17 protein-coding genes and 1 riboswitch are annotated in these 16,609 nt (G+C 55.4%); of the genes, 2 read left to right on the plus strand and 15 right to left on the minus strand.

All coding sequences use genetic code 11. The features are described 5' to 3' along the window. Positions 1-177: 177 nt before the first annotated feature. Positions 178-1,329 carry a glycosyltransferase family protein gene (locus MKY86_RS24875; RefSeq protein ID WP_083685550.1) on the minus strand — a complete coding sequence of 384 codons (1,152 nt, stop codon included), beginning with the start codon at positions 1,327-1,329 and terminating at the stop codon, positions 178-180. A 32-nt stretch (positions 1,330-1,361) separates the two neighbouring features. Next, a complete protein-coding gene (locus MKY86_RS24880; RefSeq protein WP_076082324.1) occupies positions 1,362-2,459 on the minus strand; it encodes a CgeB family protein in 1,098 nt (365 codons plus the stop codon). Positions 2,460-2,732: 273 nt separating this feature from the next. On the opposite strand from MKY86_RS24880, the gene MKY86_RS24885 reads away from it, so the two are divergent. Further along, positions 2,733-3,509 (plus strand): AAA family ATPase, encoded by a 777-nt coding sequence (locus MKY86_RS24885; protein ID WP_076082322.1) that lies wholly within the window; start codon positions 2,733-2,735, stop codon positions 3,507-3,509. Between the two features lie 154 nt (positions 3,510-3,663). Here MKY86_RS24885 and MKY86_RS24890 read toward each other — a convergent pair whose 3' ends face one another. The 9 genes from MKY86_RS24890 to MKY86_RS24930 all read right to left on the minus strand — a co-directional run bounded on the left by MKY86_RS24890 (position 3,664) and on the right by MKY86_RS24930 (position 11,355). Continuing rightward, on the minus strand, positions 3,664-3,837 hold the full coding sequence (locus MKY86_RS24890) for an aspartyl-phosphate phosphatase Spo0E family protein (RefSeq protein WP_076082320.1): 174 nt from the start codon (positions 3,835-3,837) through the stop codon (positions 3,664-3,666). Positions 3,838-3,953: 116 nt separating this feature from the next. After that, positions 3,954-5,366, minus strand: coding sequence for a glycan biosynthesis hexose transferase WsfD (gene wsfD, locus MKY86_RS24895; RefSeq protein ID WP_076082317.1), 1,413 nt, complete (start codon positions 5,364-5,366; stop codon positions 3,954-3,956). Between the two features lie 9 nt (positions 5,367-5,375). Continuing rightward, positions 5,376-7,274, minus strand: a complete 1,899-nt coding sequence (locus tag MKY86_RS24900; RefSeq protein ID WP_076082315.1) for an LTA synthase family protein — start codon at positions 7,272-7,274, stop codon at positions 5,376-5,378. Positions 7,275-7,627: 353 nt separating this feature from the next. After that, positions 7,628-8,965, minus strand: coding sequence for a 5'-deoxyadenosine deaminase (locus MKY86_RS24905; protein WP_076082313.1), 1,338 nt, complete (start codon positions 8,963-8,965; stop codon positions 7,628-7,630). A 61-nt stretch (positions 8,966-9,026) separates the two neighbouring features. Next, positions 9,027-9,125, minus strand: a riboswitch (purine riboswitch). 157 nt (positions 9,126-9,282) lie between these two features. Beyond that, positions 9,283-9,807: a GNAT family N-acetyltransferase gene (locus MKY86_RS24910; RefSeq protein ID WP_076082311.1), complete on the minus strand. Its 525-nt coding sequence runs from the start codon at positions 9,805-9,807 to the stop codon at positions 9,283-9,285. Positions 9,808-9,999: 192 nt separating this feature from the next. Next, positions 10,000-10,392: a hypothetical protein gene (locus MKY86_RS24915; RefSeq protein WP_340827556.1), complete on the minus strand. Its 393-nt coding sequence runs from the start codon at positions 10,390-10,392 to the stop codon at positions 10,000-10,002. A 16-nt stretch (positions 10,393-10,408) separates the two neighbouring features. Then, on the minus strand, positions 10,409-10,696 hold the full coding sequence (locus MKY86_RS24920) for a hypothetical protein (RefSeq protein ID WP_036701531.1): 288 nt from the start codon (positions 10,694-10,696) through the stop codon (positions 10,409-10,411). Next, on the minus strand, positions 10,693-11,028 hold the full coding sequence (locus MKY86_RS24925; RefSeq protein ID WP_036727122.1) for a hypothetical protein: 336 nt from the start codon (positions 11,026-11,028) through the stop codon (positions 10,693-10,695). Before MKY86_RS24925 ends, MKY86_RS24920 begins: the two co-directional genes overlap by 4 nt. Before the next feature lie 33 nt (positions 11,029-11,061). After that, a complete protein-coding gene (locus MKY86_RS24930; protein WP_081751236.1) occupies positions 11,062-11,355 on the minus strand; it encodes a nucleoside-diphosphate sugar epimerase in 294 nt (97 codons plus the stop codon). A 275-nt stretch (positions 11,356-11,630) separates the two neighbouring features. Between MKY86_RS24930 and MKY86_RS24935 the strand changes: the two genes are divergently transcribed. Continuing rightward, a complete protein-coding gene (locus tag MKY86_RS24935) occupies positions 11,631-12,155 on the plus strand; it encodes a GNAT family N-acetyltransferase (RefSeq protein WP_076082306.1) in 525 nt (174 codons plus the stop codon). A gap of 900 nt (positions 12,156-13,055) precedes the next feature. Here MKY86_RS24935 and MKY86_RS24940 read toward each other — a convergent pair. The 4 genes from MKY86_RS24940 to MKY86_RS24955 are packed head-to-tail and all read right to left on the minus strand — an operon-like array spanning position 13,056 to position 16,403. Further along, positions 13,056-13,787, minus strand: a complete 732-nt coding sequence (locus MKY86_RS24940) for a sugar phosphate nucleotidyltransferase (RefSeq protein ID WP_076082304.1) — start codon at positions 13,785-13,787, stop codon at positions 13,056-13,058. 47 nt (positions 13,788-13,834) lie between these two features. Next, positions 13,835-14,572 carry a glycosyltransferase family 2 protein gene (locus MKY86_RS24945; RefSeq protein ID WP_076082302.1) on the minus strand — a complete coding sequence of 246 codons (738 nt, stop codon included), beginning with the start codon at positions 14,570-14,572 and terminating at the stop codon, positions 13,835-13,837. Further along, positions 14,569-15,561, minus strand: coding sequence for a glycosyltransferase family 2 protein (locus MKY86_RS24950; RefSeq protein WP_340827557.1), 993 nt, complete (start codon positions 15,559-15,561; stop codon positions 14,569-14,571). The genes MKY86_RS24945 and MKY86_RS24950 overlap by 4 nt, the downstream gene beginning before the upstream one ends. After that, entirely contained in the window at positions 15,558-16,403 is an 846-nt protein-coding gene (locus MKY86_RS24955) for a glycosyltransferase family 2 protein (protein WP_076082300.1), read from the minus strand. The genes MKY86_RS24950 and MKY86_RS24955 overlap by 4 nt, the downstream gene beginning before the upstream one ends. Positions 16,404-16,609: the final 206 nt, after the last annotated feature.

Below are 16,609 nucleotides of genomic sequence, written 5' to 3' on the forward strand. Positions count from 1 at the left end.
CACCTCCTAAAATTTGAATGCACACAATCTACTATCACTCAGCAGTGCTCCTGCTTGGGACGGGTATATTAGCTGACAGGCTAACATCTCTGCCCGGTACTCCAGTATATTGAGGGGACACAGATGCCGGCACGACACCTGTCCCCTGTGATACGCACATTTTGCTGACAGCCTGTTCTACGATTGCCCTGCTGGCTTACCGTAAATAATAGTGAGCAGCTGACTAAGACGTCTGGTATACGTATGATCCCTGAGCGTCCGCTCGAAGGCACGGAGGGACATCTCCCGGCGCTCTTCCTCATGCGTCAGATAGTACTGGATTTTGTCCATCAACTCGCGTGGGCTGGAGAAGGTGTCGATCTCTTCGCCCACCTTGTAGAAGGAGCCGAGATCGTCACGGGCATCGCTGAGCTGCAGCGTGCCGCTGGCAGCAATCTCGAACGTACGCGGATTCGGCGATACGGCCGGAATATACAGTGCGTTGTTGTTGACTGCATCGTCAATGTGCGAGCGGTGAAGGTTAATCACAATCTTCGAGCCGCTGTAGGCTACAGCCGTCTCCTGGGGGGACATCCATTTGCCGATCTCAATCCGGTCGCCATAGAGCGGCGCTTCCGGCAACCGGTCCCACCAGATTCCGTTAATGACCGTGTTATAGCTCATCAGCTCCGGCATAATATCGCGGAAGAAATTAATCCGGTTCCAGTAGGCAGACCCAATGAAGCTGACCTCCCGGCTGACCGGCGAACGTCCGGTAGTCGGACGGTAATGCTCACGGTGTGCGGCAAAGGGCAGATAGTGGACCTCCGTGCAGCCAAGGCCGCGGTAGATCTCTACGCAATTACGCTCCAGTGTGAATACATAGTCATAGTGACTCACAATCTTCATTGTGAAATCGGTGTAATACGGATCATCGGTCAACCAGATCGCGGTCTTAATGCCCTGGCCCCGCAGAATAGCCACCTGCTCCAGCGGTAAATCCAGACCATCCAGCACCAGCACGAGGTCGGGACGCTGGGCAGAAGCCAGCTCCACCAGATTCTGCCGCACATCAGTAATCGTGACCTGAACCGTTAACCGCTGCAGTGCGAAGAGCACGGCATCATCCAGCGGTGAATACGGATAGCCTTTGCCTGAGGCCACGTACATCACATGGATATTCCTTACCGGCTGCGGCTCCTCCGGGCGTCCGTCCAGAACGGCCAGACGTCCCCGCAGATATCCTTCGTCATAGCCTCCCTTGAAGCCGGTCAGACGTCCCCGCAGCTTCTCTTCCTCCGCAGGGGTTCTCGGCAACGGCGGGGCAGGCATAATAAATTCGTTGTTCATGAGTATTCGCTCCTTTTGATCCATAATGAAATTCACCCTCTTGAAGTAAGAACACCCAATAAATGAGGCAGACGCGAAGTAAAGGTATGCCGGCGCAGCGTGGTCTGCAGTCCCCGCAGCGCATACTGCCGGCGCTCCTTGTCGTGCTTCAGGTAATAATCAATTTTGCGCTTCAGCTCATCGGCAGAAGCGAAGGTCTCCAGATCCCGGCCCGGCTTGTAGTGGATATCCAGATCCTGCCGGATATCGGTCAGCTGCATCGTCCCGCAGGCGCTGATCTCATAGGTCCGGGGATTAATGGAGAGGGACGGAAGCTGGAACGTATTCCGGTTGTCCATCCCTCCCTCCCAGGGCCGGTGGATATTAATGACCAGCTTCGCGCCGCTGTAATAATTGGCGGTCTCCTCCGGCGGGATGAAGCCCTCTCTGATGTACGGAGACAGCTCCTCGAAGTGGGCCAGCCGCTCCCAGAATCCGCCGGCGATGAGCACCTTCTTTCCCTGCAGGAAGGGGACCAGTTCATCGAACAGCTCCGTACGGTTGCGGAAGGCGTTGCCGATGAACACGACATCATAGTGATATTGCGGTCCGGTGTGGCGCGGGTAGAACATCTGGGGGTTGACGCACAGCGGAAGATAGTGCACAGACGCCGTCCCCAGCGAACGGTAGAATTCCACACAGCCCAGTTCATGCGTGAACACATAATCGTAATGCCGGCAGATGACGGATGTATCCTCGGTGAAATAAGGATCATCCACAAACCAGATCGCCGCCGGGATACCCAGCTGTCTTATTGCCATAATTTGTTCCAGATGATTCTCCGGAAATACATGCAGCCCGTTCATCACCAGCACCGCCTCAGGCAATTCGCGCGATGCCACCTCCAGCATAGTTTCCGGAGGACAGATGATCAGCTCGCTTACCAGCAGCCGCAGCGCTTCTGCGACTCCCGCATCGATGGCCTGAAACCCCTGGGGAACATACATCAGTTTTAACGGCTGACGTTCCCCCACTTCAGGAGTATTCAGGCGCTTCACGGCTTCGCACAGGCCGAGATGGTACCCTTGCAGATAGCCATCCCGGTAATCCTGTGGAAGTCCGCCTCTCTTTTTTGTTTTCACGGCCTTCACCCTGCCCCGTTATATTCTCAAGACAGTAGTACTATATGCGGAGTCAGCATCCGCCTCATGGACATCTGTCTGTATCACGCCGAAATTGGCATATGCCCCCCGGTCTTTCGCCCGCTTGGCCCGAACCTCTACAGAATCCGTCCACTCTTGTCCATGCAGAGGCAGGGTCTGCACTTCGAAGCCTACTCAAGTCCTTTGCGGGTAAGACGGGAATCATCTACAATTAGAGGCATCACCTTTCACAAGAAAAACTTACTGAGGAGGCACTAAGATATGAGTTCCATCTATGGCCCTATGCTGTATCTGCGCCATGTCGAGCTGCTGCGCGAGGCGGTCCCTTCCTTTGGAAGCTATCCTTTTAATCTGCCGGTGGTACGCACCCTGGACCGGCTTGCTTTTCAGAAGCAGGTTACTTTTCTGGTAGGAGAGAACGGTAGCGGGAAGTCTACCTTGTTAGAGGGCATTGCTGCTGCCTGGGGGTTCAATCCGGAAGGGGGGACGCTGAATTTCTCGTTTAATACCCGCGCCTCGCATTCCAGTCTCTACGAATATTTGCGGATTGCCAAAGGGGTGAAGCGTCCGAAGGACGGCTTTTTCCTGCGTGCGGAGAGCTACTACAATGTGGCTACTTACATCGATGAGCTGGATGAGGACCCCGAGGCGGGAAGACCCATTAAATCCTCCTATGGAGGGAGCTCGCTGCATGAGCAGTCGCATGGAGAATCCTTCTTCTCCACGTTCGTTCACCGCTTTGGCGGACAGGGCATCTATATTCTGGACGAGCCCGAAGCCGCTTTGTCTCCCCTGCGGCAGATGTCACTGCTGGCGCGGATGCATGAGCTGGCTGAGCAGAATTCCCAGTTCATCATCGCCACCCACTCCCCGATTCTGATGTCCTATCCGGGTGCAGAGATTCTTCTGCTGAAGGGAGAGAGCATCACGCCTGTTGCGCTGGAAGACACGGATCATTATACGGTCACCCGCGCCTTCATGACGAACCGGGAGAAGATGCTCCGCGAGCTGCTGGGCGATGAGCCTGATCCCTTATAAGCAGAAACGGCTCGGCCGTCCTGTTAAGAACGGCATTCGTTTCAGCGAGAACGTTAGGATTGAAACATATAAACGCTTAAATTTTAAAAAAAGACACTCCGCGGCGTTAACCGTCAAAGTGTCTCTTGTATTTGCATAGCTGCTCTGTATTTCTCTAATAAAGCTGGTCATCCTTCTCCGTATTACAATCACTGTATTCATTCAGGAGCGCATCCAGCTTCACCGATTGGCGGAGTACCCGGACATCCTGCATTCCGTACTCCAAGGCCAGTTTGTTCAGTTCCTGTCTTGCCTGTTCAATCTTGTCCTTGTATTCGTCATTCCCCATAGCGGCCCCCTTGTAGGATGAGGCTGTATCAAGCCATTTCCACTCTTTTACTAAAGTTCCAAACACATTGTATTCTATAATCCGCTAGGGGTCAATTAAGGGTTTGACATGATAAGTTATTTCAGCAGCTTCGTCAGCTTATGCAGCGTCCAGCCCAGCATCGCTACCGCCATCATATCGAAGCAGACATTGAACAGGAACAGATGCTTGCCGATATCCGCGCGGCCGTCACCGAGGATCGGAACCAGGAACGAGAACAGCCCGATCAGTCCCAGCAGCATCATCAGTTCTCCGGCAATCCGCCCTGCCGCCTCCCGCGTACGGAAGTATTGATAGAACACTCCGGCGTAATACACCAGGTAGAAAATAACCAGGAATCCGAGGGAATGGGGCAGATGCTTGTTCTTGAGCTCGCTCCACCCGCTGTACATTCCTGCTACCGCGCCCGCAGGCTTGCCTTCGCTTTTCTCATAGCTTCCGAGATAGTAGGGACGGATGGACATGCTGTTAGCAGCCGCATACTTCATATTCTCTATTAACCGGCCGGGATGCTTCATATAAAAGAAAAGCACATCCTTATGCGATACACGGTCATAGAAATCCGGACCCAGCGATGGATCATCCTGCTTGATCGCCGTATCCCCCTGGAAATAATTCGTACCCGCCAGGACTTCTAGGTGCTCCGGCAAACCCAGGTCGCGAAGATCCCCGCGCACATCCGGCGATTCATTCAGAATGCCGAAGAACACCGTCTGATACAGGTTGATATGCTTAAGCTCCTTCGGCGCTGTCACGTACATAATCACAGATACCAGCGCTGTAGCCACCCCAAGCCCAAGTGCCAGCTTGCGCCAGTTGCCTGTTCCATGCAGCGTCCGCAGGCGCAGGAAGATCAGCGCGAAGGCGAGGCCGACGGGGGCATTCTGGATTTTGGAGCAGATCAGGAACAGCACGGCCACGAAGAACAGCGTAAGTCCTTTGGAGGACGGCTGCTCCTGCCCGATAAGCCTCAGACCCAGCGCGAACGTAAGCAGCATGAAGACCATCGACACGGGTTCGCCGAACAGAGAGTTGAAATAAGCCAGATAGCCGATATCGTAGAACACAAACAGCATTCCCGCACCCAGCAGCAGGCCCGTGGCATAGGAGCTCTTCGCGCCCAGCTTGACGATCATCCACGTGGCAGCCAGCAGCAGCACTGCATATACCACTGCCAGAAGACGGATATCGAAGTAGCTGCCGTGAAATAAGCCCGCAAGCAGCCTTGGCACCAGCACCAGCAAAATTTGCGAGGACGGGTAGAAGCCCTTGAACAGATCATCATAAGCAAACTTAGAATGACTGTAGCTGAAAAAGCGGTCGGCATAGTCCTCCCCGGCATCAAAATAATTCAGTCCGACCGTATTCATCATCCGCAAAAAATCGCCGTTATCGGCAACCCCTGTGAAGGGCCGCACGAACAGCAGATAGAGGATCAGCACAGCGCCGGCCAGCGAGATGAGGTATTCGGGTTTCCATAGTCTTTTCATAACATTCTCCTAACGCTGCGGAAGCAGCTTCACATATTCATCAGATAAGCCCATCAGCTTCAGGATGTAGTCGTAATCGCTCTGATAGGCACTGAAATCCTTCACCGGCTCATGCGTATCCAGCGAGACCGCCTCACCGTCCGCGAAGCTCTTACCGGGCACAAACAACACTTCATCATTAAAAAACGAGCCTGTCGGCAAATAATAGCGCATGCCCACCACGTTGCGGTCCACATTCAGCAAATCATGCCCGAACGCCGTGAACCCTTCGTCCTTCAGCGATACCCCGAGCAGATTGGCTACCGTCGGCAGCACATCCAGCTGTCCGCCGGTCCGCTCCACAACCTGTCCCTGCTTCATACCGGGCACGTGGATCACGAGCGGAATGTTGAACCGGCTGATCCGGTCATCATACTTGATGCCCAGCGCGTCCTCCACCTGCTCCGCCGGGACGTCCTTCGGCTGCAGGCCGAAATGGTCACCGTACAGCACCAGCACGGTATCCTCCCACATCCCCTGCTGCTTCAATCTGTCAATCAGCGTGCCTATCGCATAATCCGTATAGTTCACCGCGCTCAGATAATCGCCCAGCATCGTGCCCTGAAGCTTATCCGGCACCTGAATACGACGGAAGTTGTCCGGCACCTTGAACGGATGATGGCTGGAGGCTGTCACCAGCTGGGCGTAGAAAGGCGTGCCCTTCTGATGCAGCACCGCCAGCTTCTCCACGGCAGTAGCATAGAGCTGCTCATCGGAAGCCCCGAACGAATTGAAATGGTCATTTTTGAAGGAGCCTTTGTCATAGTAGCCGTTGAAGCCAAGCGCCGGATACAGCTCATTCCGGTTCCAGAAGCCGACCTTATTCACATGGAACGTGTACGCCTCATACCCCTTATCCCGCAAAAGACGCGGCAGTCCCGGCAGCTCCCGGTCCCCGAAGCCTGTGGACATGGCCAGCGAAGCGATCGGATAAATCGAGGTGTTGCTCATAAATTCCGCATCCGAGGTATTGCCCGGACCTACCTGCTGATACACATGCGGGAAATAGAAGCCCTCTCCGGCCAGACCATTCAGCACCGGGGTCAGCTCCTGACCCTCCAGTGACTGATGCAGCGGGAAATTCTGGAACGCCTCCAGTTGGATGATGATGACGTTTTTCCCTTTTTGCGATCCGAAATGCTCTGGCAGTCCGCCTGTCACAGCCTTGTATGGATAGGTAGCCTCCAGTGACTTCACCTTGGCTATCGTCTCCTGAATATCACCGGTCCCGATAAGGCCGTTATCCTCCCGGGCCTTGATCGCTGCCACCACCTCATAATTCAGGAATCCGGCCGTCTCCGCCTGGACCAGCTCATTGGTAATTCCCCTGGCCGAATGAATCGAATACGCCGACAGCGAGCCGCCTCCAATGATTGCCACCAGCAGCACCACCAGATAGATGCTCCGGGTTCTGCTTGCAGGCTGGCTGCCCCGCTGCCAGCGCATAGGGCCTCTTTTCCATCTGCGGAAGAGCGAATAAATTATCACTATCAGCAGATCGGCAAAAAACAGATAATCGACCCACTCAATCGTAGATTCCACACTCTCTTTGACCTGAAACACCTGGTTCAGCTCATAGAGCGCCAGATAGGTAGGCACCGAGCCGAAGTGATTGAAGTACACACTGGCCGCGAAGAGCAGCAGCGACAATAGGCCATTGAAGCTCCAGAAGACCCCTCTTCTCATCCGCTGAGGCGCAATTGTAGCCAGCACACCGAGCAGCAGGAGCACCGGCGCCAGATCCGCAGCGATCCACTCCCAGGCAATCCGGTCAAAGAACAGGCCTCTCAGCAGCAGCAGCTTCAGCCACAGCAGTCCCGCCACGATATAGAAATGCGCCTGCGCAGACGCAGGTTTGCCCTCTCTCATTGCAATCCCCTCTTACTCTCTTCATTAATAGTGGTGTACAAACAATTCCTTATTTCTGTAAAAAGCTCACGTTGCTCTAGTATAGCAATACTTGTAGAGGGAATCAAAAGAGGGCCACCCTATTAAACAACTGAGCGGGAGAAAAGGTTCATTTTCAGAAAAAATAGTTACCCGCCCGCATACATCCGATCCGCGCCCCCGCGCGAGCACTCACAACAAAAAAGCAGAGGAGCAGAGTCCCCTGCAAAGCTATTGTCTGAAACTCAATGCTTCAATGAACAGGCAGCTACGATGCCTCTGATCCCCTTAATCGGGCATTTCCCAGGCAAGCTGGCGATGAAGCCTTCTCGCGCTCAGGCTAACCGGGTGTTCACCAACAATCTTTTAATGGAAAGGTTCGCTTCATGGAGCACAACTTCCTTGTCGATGGTCTTCAGCAGCCCTGTGTGCATAAGAATCTCACCGTCAACCATCGTTGTCTCCACATCGGCACGGGTGGCCGAGTAGACAATCCGCGAGATTGGGTCCACATCATAGGAGGGGAAGGTATGGAAATTATAGAGATTAAGGATAGCCAAATCTGCCTTCTTGCCGACCTCGATGCTGCCGATCTGATCCTCCATCCCGACCGCCTTCGCCCCCCCGATGGTCGCCATCCGAAAGACGCTCCGGGCATCCATCGTAGTCGGGCCATGCGCGGGCTTCTGGATGACTGCCGCCAGACGCATCTCGTTGAACATATCCAGGTTATTGTTGCAGGGCGCGCCGTCTGCACCCAGGCTGAGGTGAATATGGTCATGTAACATACCAGGCGTATCGGCGATGCCGGAGGCCAGCTTGAGGTTCGAGCCCGGGCAGTGGCTGACATGAACCCCGCGGTCCCGCAGAATCCGCTTTTCCTGCTCATCCAGCCAGACACAGTGGGCCAGAATCAGACGCTCGTTAGCCAGCCCCAGGTGATCCAGATAGACGACATTGCGCATACCGGTCATCGCCTGCACAAGCTCGATCTCGCCCAGATTCTCGGAAGCATGGGTATGCACCTTCACCCCGTAACGGGCCGAGAGGCTCTGCACCTCCCGCAGCAGCGGCTCCGTACAAGAAATGACAAACCGCGGGGAAAAAGCATACTGAATCCGGCCGTTCGCATATCCGTTCCATTTTTCCAGTAGATCCACACTCTCCTGCAGCGAAGCTGCCGTCTCTTCCTGCAAGGCCGCCGGTGCCTCGGGGTTCTTCCGGTCCATCATAACCTTCCCTGACAAGGCGCGGATACCGCTCTTCGCAATCGCCTGGAAGGCATAATCCGTATGATGTACCGTCTCCATATCCACGATGGTCGTTGTGCCGCTGGTGATTAATTCCCCAATGCCGAGCATGGCAGAATAGTACAGGGATTCCTCGTCATGCGCCGCCTCCAGCGGCCAGATCCGCTTGCGCAGCCAGTCCATCAGCTCCAGATCATCCCCTTTGCCGCGAAATAGCGTCTGGCACAGATGAATATGCGTCTGGATGAAGCCGGGGATGACCGTCCGGTTCTTGGCCTCTATGACAAGCTCTTCCCCCTTCACTTCAAGGCCGGTGCCGATCTCTACAATCAGATCGCCCTCGATGCGGATATCGCCGTATATAATGTCCTCCTGCTTGTTCATCGTAATAATCTCCGCATGCTTGATCAGGATATTCGCCATTGTCTTCTCCCCCTAGTCTTGTTGATATCCGGCTGCCTGTAACACAAAAAGGCCACAAAAATATGCCTTAGCATATTTTCGTAGCCAGAAATTTACGGTTCCCGGTAGAGACCCTTAAACCAATTATTAAGGATATACGAAAAGGACTATTCCATTGCTTATGAATAATCCCATCATAGTCTAAAGACAACTTACCTGTCAATAAGAGTTATTAAAGTTAACACAATTATCCGAATTAAGTCATATTAGAGCATAAATAAACATTTTAACACTAAAAAATCAGCCTTCAATGTAATGTTAACTCACTTAAGCAGAAATCATCTCTCCATATTATCTGGCAGCACCTTCTCAAACACCGGAAAAGCAGCGGTACGGCCGGGAAAACAAATCTCGCCTCTCTGCGAATATCCGAGCGAAGGATACAGCTTAAGCACCCTGTCATTCTTCGCATATGTATCAAGCCGGATGCTTCTATAGCCGCTGCTGCGGGCGAATTCCTCAGCAAAGGCGATCAGCCGCCGGGCAATCCCCCTGCCCTGAATCTCGGGATGTACCGCAAGCCGGTGCATGATCAGATGCGGCCCCTGCTGCTGTTCCCATTCAATGCCTGCATACTGCTCCGCCTGGTTCTCATCCAGCACAAGAATCCCGGCAATCGCCTCATTCTCCAGGCAGACAAATAAGGTTCCCTTACCGATATCTTCACTAATGACTTCCCGGTTAGGGTACCCTTCATCCCATTGATCGCTTCCGCCTGCCTGCATAACTTGTACACATTTGGCAATCAGATTCATGATCTCCTGGATTTCCTCACTCCGCGCTCTTCGTATCTCATTACCCATCAATTGTGTTCCCCGCTTTCCTGCCTGAATAGTGACCCCGGTAAAGATTCTGTTAAGAAGTCTACCATATCCGGCCGGAAATTCCGAGAGCCCGCCTTATCCCAAAGTTCCCCATGTGCTATAGGGGCGGCACAATATGCGCCAGCCCCTATATAACCGCAGCCCTGGTCCGCTGCTGTTCCTGCGGCTCTGTCAGCCAAGCTCCAGCTTATGCCCGTCCTCGAAGCCCTTGGCGAAACCGGCGTCGAACCCCACGTTGTATGCTTCGGTGTAGCCCTGCTGATAGGCGTCTCCCGGCGGCAGTTCCGGCGGGACGCCCAGATCCGGGGGGAGCGGAATCACCTGCGGCACCAATGGTGTTTCAATTGCCGGTATGACCTGCACAGCGCGCACCCTGCGCAACCGGCGGCGGAGCCTTCTTTTTTTGCGCAGCAGCAGGGATTTCTTCCCCGGCTTGCCGGGCAGACTCTTGCGCGATTTGCGTCCGGGACCTTTGCGTATCCGTGTCTTCCGCGACAGCAGCGGTCTACGTCTCTTGCCCTTGCCCTTGGAACCAAGCTTGCCCAGTCTCTTTCTCTTCATCATCTACGCCTCCTGTACTTCATCTACTCCTGGCGGTCCCCTCTGAGCAGACCTTGCTCAGCCAGGGGGCTGCAGGCACTCCTTCTTTGGGCTCATGCAGCGAAATACCGGATATCATCCGGCACATTGAACTCTGGTACCCGCTAAGAATCCTGATATTGTCGCTCAGCTTGCGGGCTGTCAGCTCCGATTGCCCCGTCACTTCAGCAATACTCTCGAGGATGGCTGCAAGCGCTGCCTGGCTGCGGGCGATCGAGCGGATCATCTCCAGCTTGACGGCGTGTTCGGAGAGCAGCCCGCCGCTCATTTGCTGTCGTCCCCGAAGCTGAAGCCCTCGCCATCCCCGCCGAAATCGCCGCCTTCGTCTTCCCCGCTGCCCAGCACCGCCTTCAGATTGCTGTACAGCCCGTTCTCCAGCTTCGTCAGCCCCTCTACCATTTCCACGATTACCTCGTGAATAGAGATGGATTCCTTCAACTGGTCTTCGTGGGAGTCGAACGCTCTAGCATGGATATGATGATGGGTCCACTGCTTCACTTTTTCCGCTTCCACCGCTTTGGCCTCGAGAATCATCGCGATGTTCCACTGGATGGCAGCGGTCGACTCCAGCATTTGCAGATATGCCTTTTCTCTGCTCATCCTCCGCCTCCTTGCTCAGGTTACACGTTACCCTTACTCTTCTTCCTGACCGTTTAATTCCTTGATGACCCTGCCTACTCCCTCAGCCATCGCCTCTTCGAGATCAGCAAGTGCATTGAGGTAAGCAATGATATTTTTGTTGACTTGGCCTGAGCTTTCCACCAGCCCACTGAATCCGCCGAAATCAGGGTCCGCATCCGGCAGATCGTGAACTATTTGCGACATACGGACGGCTACGTGGCGTTCGGCGTCGAGAATCCGTGCCATTTGTTCGTGCGTATGGGCCATGTGCTGCAGGACTTTTGTAATTTTACTCTGCACCTTCATGTCTCCTTTGCTCAAACGCCCTGCTACAGCATATGCGGCATCCGCCTTGACGGTGCCGGAGAAGCGCCGCAAGTTGGGCTGGGACATGTCGCAAGATGACCATTAATTTCAACGTTCGAATCCCCGTGTCCGCTTCCGCTTCAAGGTACGGAGAAGGCTGCAAACTGGAGCATATTATTGACAAGGAACAGGACGGCAGACTATGCTTGGCTGAAAATACTTCCTAATGGTGTATGTCCGCATCTATGTACCCACATTAGAACTGGAGGCAATCTATGAAACTTACAGGTGAACACCTGGACCTATCTCCTCTAAGCGCATCCGAGCTGGCGTTAGCCTTAGAGAATTACGCCGGGCTGGAGCAGGCGCTGGGCCTGAACGTGACGGCAACCGCAACCCTGCTGGACGATGAAGAGATGCGCTATGCGCTGCGGGTCAGGCATGCGAAGGTACTACAGGATGAAGAGAACTACTGCTGGCTGACCATGTGGGCCATCATCCACCGGGAGCAGCGGCAGCTCATCGGCTTCCTGATTCTCAAAGGCCGCCCGAACGAGCAAGGGGAGGTCATCGTTGGTTATGTCCTGGACGAGAGATACCGGGGCCAAGGCTATGCCACAGAAGCACTGCGGCAGATCACCGCCTGGATCTTCAGCCATCCCGGCGCACGCTGGGTCACTGCAGATACCGAGAAGGACAACATCGCCTCCCAGCGTGTCCTGCAGCACCTGGATGCAGAGCTATACCGCGAGACCGAGGATTTGTTCTGGTGGCGAATCGCCCGGCCAGCCAGTGACTGATGGTGATGAGCTGAAGACGTTTAGCTGAGGGCGTTGAGCTGAAGGTTGCTAGCTGGGGCGATATGCTGCGAACGATATGCTGGTGGCTGCATGCTTGGGCAATAAGTAGAGACGTTTAGCTGAGGCTGCTAGCTGGGGGCGATGAGTGAAGACGTTAAGCTGTGGCTGCATGCTGGCGGCGATGAGTTGAAGACGTTAAGCTGAGGCTGTAAGCTGGCGGCGATGAGCTGGCTGCTGCACTGCCCATCGGGGCAGCTCGAACGACTTTGGATCCCTGCGCCCGCTTGAGGCGGGTTTCAGGGGCATTTGTGCCTCATTTCCGCCCAACCCCGACTTTTGCCCGATTCAAGGGTATTAGTGCTCCTCATTTCCGGCCAGCGCCGACTTTCTCCGCATTCAGGGGCATTTGTGCTCTTCATTTCCGCCCAACCCCGACTTTTGCCGGATTCAGGGGCATTTGTGCTCTTCATTTCCGCCGAACGCCAACTTTCTCCGGATTCAAGTGTATTTGTGCTCTTCATTCCAGCTTCCAGCCCACTTCTAGCGAATTCAGAGGGATTTATCCCTTTCATTCCAGCCGCCAGCCCATTCCCGGCAAATTCAGAGGGATTTATCCCTTTTATTCCAGCCGCCAGCCCATTCTCGGCAAATTCAGAGGGATTTATCCCTTTAGTTACCTTTGACCATTCAAGTTTCCTACCATCCTCAATCTCTTCCTATGTAGACCAACTAATTACTATTCCCTTCCCCACCTCTCCGCCGCCCTACATTAATCGCCCCCACCAAGCGGAAACGGCTTTGCCGTCCTTTTAATGGACAGTACCGTTTCGGCGAGAAATAGAAGGATAAGTTATCGTGTGAAACATATAAATTCTTCTATTTCCAAAAAAACGCCGCCCCTCAGGGCAGCGTATCTCTCAGCTTATCTCCGGCTTCGCGCAGAGACTGGAAGGTTCCCGCGTCGCTCCACCAGCCCTTAAGCACATCGTAGCTCAGCTTGCGCTCGGCAGCATACAGGTTGTTCACGTCGGTAATCTCCAGCTCGCCCCTTCGGGAAGGCGAAATCCGGCGGATGATATCGAATACAGCTTCATCGTACATATATATGCCTGTAACACAGAATTTTGTTTTCGGCTGCTCCGGCTTCTCTTCAATGTAAGCTATCAGGGAGGCATCGGCGCTGTCAAACACCGGAACCCCGTATCTGCGCGCATCCTCCACAGGCTTCAGGAGCACCTTCGCGGTCCCCGCCGGCTGCTGCAGGTAGCTCTTCACGTAAGGCTCCAGACTATCCATGAACAGATTATCTCCCAGCAGCACGACAAACCGTTCTCCCGGCAGGATGAATCCTTCCGCCAGCTCCAGCGCTTCCGCGATGCCGCCTGCCGCCTCCTGGATTTTGTAAGTCAGCGATACGCCGAATTCCGCACCGCCGCCCAAAAAGTCAGTGTACTGTCCTGCGGACTGTTTGCTGATGACCAGGAGAATATCGGTGATCCCCCCCTGGCGCAGCCGCTCAATCCCGTAGCACACCATAGGGTATTTGCCGACCGGAAGCAAATGTTTGTTCATCAGCCGGGTGAGCGGGTATAGCCTTGTTCCTGTTCCGCCTGCCAGTATGACTCCTTTCACTTACGTTCCTCCTCTTTCTCTACGTCTTTTGCCTTCGGCCAGCGGCCTCAGATGAACTGCGCCGGGTCCACTTGCCATTTCTCTATAAAAAACCTGCGGTTACGCTCCACCAGCTCCTGCAATGAGGCGGAATAGACCTCCTTGAAGCTGGCGCTGCCTTCATGATGAACCAGGCAATCTCCGGCAATCAGCAGCCGGTATCCCTGCAGCCGGGCACGGTAGCAGTAATCGTCATCCTCATAATGGCCCGGCGAGAATCGTTCATCGAGCAGGCCGATCGCGTCCATAAGCTGTCTTTTGAATAAAAAGCACAGACCTATAAGCCTTCGGGTCTCCACCCACTTGTCTGCATCGGGAATATTGGCCCGGAGCGCCTCGGCATGGAAGCCTGCAATATCGGTATAGCCGGTCTGCACCTGCTGCCGTCCGCTGGCATAATTCGTCACCGGTCCGACAATTCCTATATCGGAGGCACTGTACAAGGCGCTCTTCAGATTATCCAGCCAGCCTTGCGACACAATGACGTCATTGTTCAGCAGCAGCAGCTCCTCCCCCGCAGCCAGCTGCAGCCCAATATTGCAGGCCAGCGGAAAACCGCGGTTCTCCGGGAGGGAAATGAATGTCAGCTTGCTGGCGCGGCAATAGGCTTCGGTACCATCATCCGAGGCATTGTCCACTACAATAATCTCATAGGCTGACCGGGTATGCGCTCTGATCGATTCGACGCAGGAACGCAGCAGCCCAAGCCTGTTATACGTAGGAATAATAATGCTCGTCATTGTCATAACGCGTTCCTCCAGGCGGCAATCTGCCGGCGGTGCTCCAGCAAATTATCGGCCGACAGCTGCCCGCTGCTCTGCTGGTGGGCAATCACACAGACCAGGGCTTCCGCGTGATCACCAGCAATCAGCTGCTCCATGGCATTCCCGGCTCCCGTGTTCCCCTGTCGCAGCCGATTTTGCTTGATCACATTCACCCCTCCGGCCTTCTCCACCCGCAGGCGGCCCAGAATGGAGAGCGCCAGCGCCCGAGGCGGCACCATCAGCTCGCGGTAGCCGATTCTCTCCAGCGCCCGGCGGGATAAGGCATGCGGAACCGCCGTCATGGAGCTTGCTCCAAGATCAGGGCGGCCCAGAACCTGATTCAGGTAGAGCTTGCAGCGGGTAACCGCATCACTTAGCCCGAAGGGCGGCAGCAGCGGATCAAGGTCATTGAGCGCCACATCCACCCCCCGGTCCACCGCAGCCACAAAAGAGGACAGCTGCCCGGCGGAGATCACCATATCGCCGTCCAGAAACAACAGGATATCTCCCCGGCTAAGCTTGGCGCCAAGAGAACGTCCCACATCATGTCCGGCAGATTCCGGAATGTACACTATACTCGCCTGAGCACATAGCCGGGTCCGCTGAAAGCTGCGGTCATTACATCCATTGAGCACAACAATAATTTCTTGCGGCTTCAGGCGTTCCACCTGCTCCAGCAGCTTCGGCAACGTCTGCTCCTCATTCCTGGCCGAGATAATTACCGACAGCGAACCCTGCGATGCCGGCAGGGACAGGCCCCTACGCCCGGAAGCGGGCTTCCGCTTGGACCGGGAGAGGCCAGGGCCCGCCGCCACAGGCTTGTTGCGGCGCTTCGCGGACCGCCGCTTAGCCGCGCCTCCACGCACTACTGCGCTGCGTCTGGCGGCGCGGCCTGTAGAGCCGCTGCTTCCAGGCGCAGTACGCCCCGCTGAAGACCGGCCGCTGACGGATACTTCCCGCGCTCCCATCATCTCACCATCTCCCTTCGCCGGATGCCGTCCCCGAAGCCTGCCCGGCCGCCCTTGCGTTCCAGCACCATTGCTACAGCATCCAGGTGGTCTCTGAGGATAGCCTCCTGCAGAAGATCACTGCCGCTGTGCTTCCGGCGGACCGCATTCATCCTGCCCACAGGCACGTTATGCACCGCCGTCACCACCAGGCCCTCCAGTACCGCCTGCGCATGTGCGAGCGGCGGCCTCGACAGCAGACCGCTGCCCAGAACATCCAGCGCCCTGCGGCTAATCGCATGAGGAACGGCGGTCAAGGAGCAGCCCTTCAGCTCAGACCTTCCGAGCAGAAGATTCAGCACATGCTTGGATAACACCACCGGATGCGGAAATCTGCTGCGGACCGGGCCGGAATAATCATTCAAGGCCAGATCCGCTCCGCCGCTGACCGCGGTCACGAAGGGACGCAGCTGCGAGGCGGGGATCACCAGATCCCCGTCTGTGAACAGCAGAACCGCTCCCTTCGCCGCCTCCGCGCCTACGCTTCGCCCGACATCGTGTCCGAGCGGCTGTTCATACACAATTACGTTAGCTCCGCAGGAGCGCGCAATATCTGCGGTCTGATCCGCAGAACCGTTAACAATCACAATAACCTCACAGCGGGGATGAACGCCTCTGGCTCCGGCAATCACTGCGGCAATCGTTGCCGCCTCATTCATGGCCGGAATAATAACCGACACCTCAGGCTGCGGATGATTCACCGCAGGCGGCAGTGCAGCAGGCCGTACCGGCCTTGCCACCGGCCGCCGTGCTGTCCGGGTTGCCCGCCGCCCCGTGCGGCGGGCAGATGCTCCTTTTCTTTTCATGCCATCCACCTTCCTTCACAGGGCTGCTCCCGGGCTGAGGGTTACACCATAGTCTATGTATCCCGCCACCCCCGGTAACGGCAAGTGTCTCCCTGAGCGCAGATAATTGGACAAATGCCGCTATGCGCCTCCACCCGGCAATAGGCCGCCAGGAGAGCGCTTACAGGAGGAGGAACACTTCCGATCATCAGCAACAGGAGTATATT

This window comes from Paenibacillus sp. FSL R7-0333 (genome assembly GCF_038000365.1).
GTDB lineage: Bacteria > Bacillota > Bacilli > Paenibacillales > Paenibacillaceae > Paenibacillus_AQ > Paenibacillus_AQ silagei.

Coding starts and splice junctions, on each gene's coding strand:
- MKY86_RS24875 (WP_083685550.1), bottom strand. CDS start 1,329: ATGAACAACGAATTTATTATGCCTGCCCCGCCGTTGCCGAGAACCCCT.
- MKY86_RS24885 (WP_076082322.1), top strand. CDS start 2,733: ATGAGTTCCATCTATGGCCCTATGCTGTATCTGCGCCATGTCGAGCTG.
- MKY86_RS24890 (WP_076082320.1), bottom strand. CDS start 3,837: ATGGGGAATGACGAATACAAGGACAAGATTGAACAGGCAAGACAGGAA.
- wsfD (WP_076082317.1), bottom strand. CDS start 5,366: ATGAAAAGACTATGGAAACCCGAATACCTCATCTCGCTGGCCGGCGCT.
- MKY86_RS24900 (WP_076082315.1), bottom strand. CDS start 7,274: ATGAGAGAGGGCAAACCTGCGTCTGCGCAGGCGCATTTCTATATCGTG.
- MKY86_RS24905 (WP_076082313.1), bottom strand. CDS start 8,965: ATGGCGAATATCCTGATCAAGCATGCGGAGATTATTACGATGAACAAG.
- MKY86_RS24910 (WP_076082311.1), bottom strand. CDS start 9,807: ATGGGTAATGAGATACGAAGAGCGCGGAGTGAGGAAATCCAGGAGATC.
- MKY86_RS24915 (WP_340827556.1), bottom strand. CDS start 10,392: ATGATGAAGAGAAAGAGACTGGGCAAGCTTGGTTCCAAGGGCAAGGGC.
- MKY86_RS24920 (WP_036701531.1), bottom strand. CDS start 10,696: ATGAGCGGCGGGCTGCTCTCCGAACACGCCGTCAAGCTGGAGATGATC.
- MKY86_RS24925 (WP_036727122.1), bottom strand. CDS start 11,028: ATGAGCAGAGAAAAGGCATATCTGCAAATGCTGGAGTCGACCGCTGCC.
- MKY86_RS24930 (WP_081751236.1), bottom strand. CDS start 11,355: ATGAAGGTGCAGAGTAAAATTACAAAAGTCCTGCAGCACATGGCCCAT.
- MKY86_RS24935 (WP_076082306.1), top strand. CDS start 11,631: ATGAAACTTACAGGTGAACACCTGGACCTATCTCCTCTAAGCGCATCC.
- MKY86_RS24945 (WP_076082302.1), bottom strand. CDS start 14,572: ATGACAATGACGAGCATTATTATTCCTACGTATAACAGGCTTGGGCTG.
- MKY86_RS24950 (WP_340827557.1), bottom strand. CDS start 15,561: ATGATGGGAGCGCGGGAAGTATCCGTCAGCGGCCGGTCTTCAGCGGGG.
- MKY86_RS24955 (WP_076082300.1), bottom strand. CDS start 16,403: ATGAAAAGAAAAGGAGCATCTGCCCGCCGCACGGGGCGGCGGGCAACC.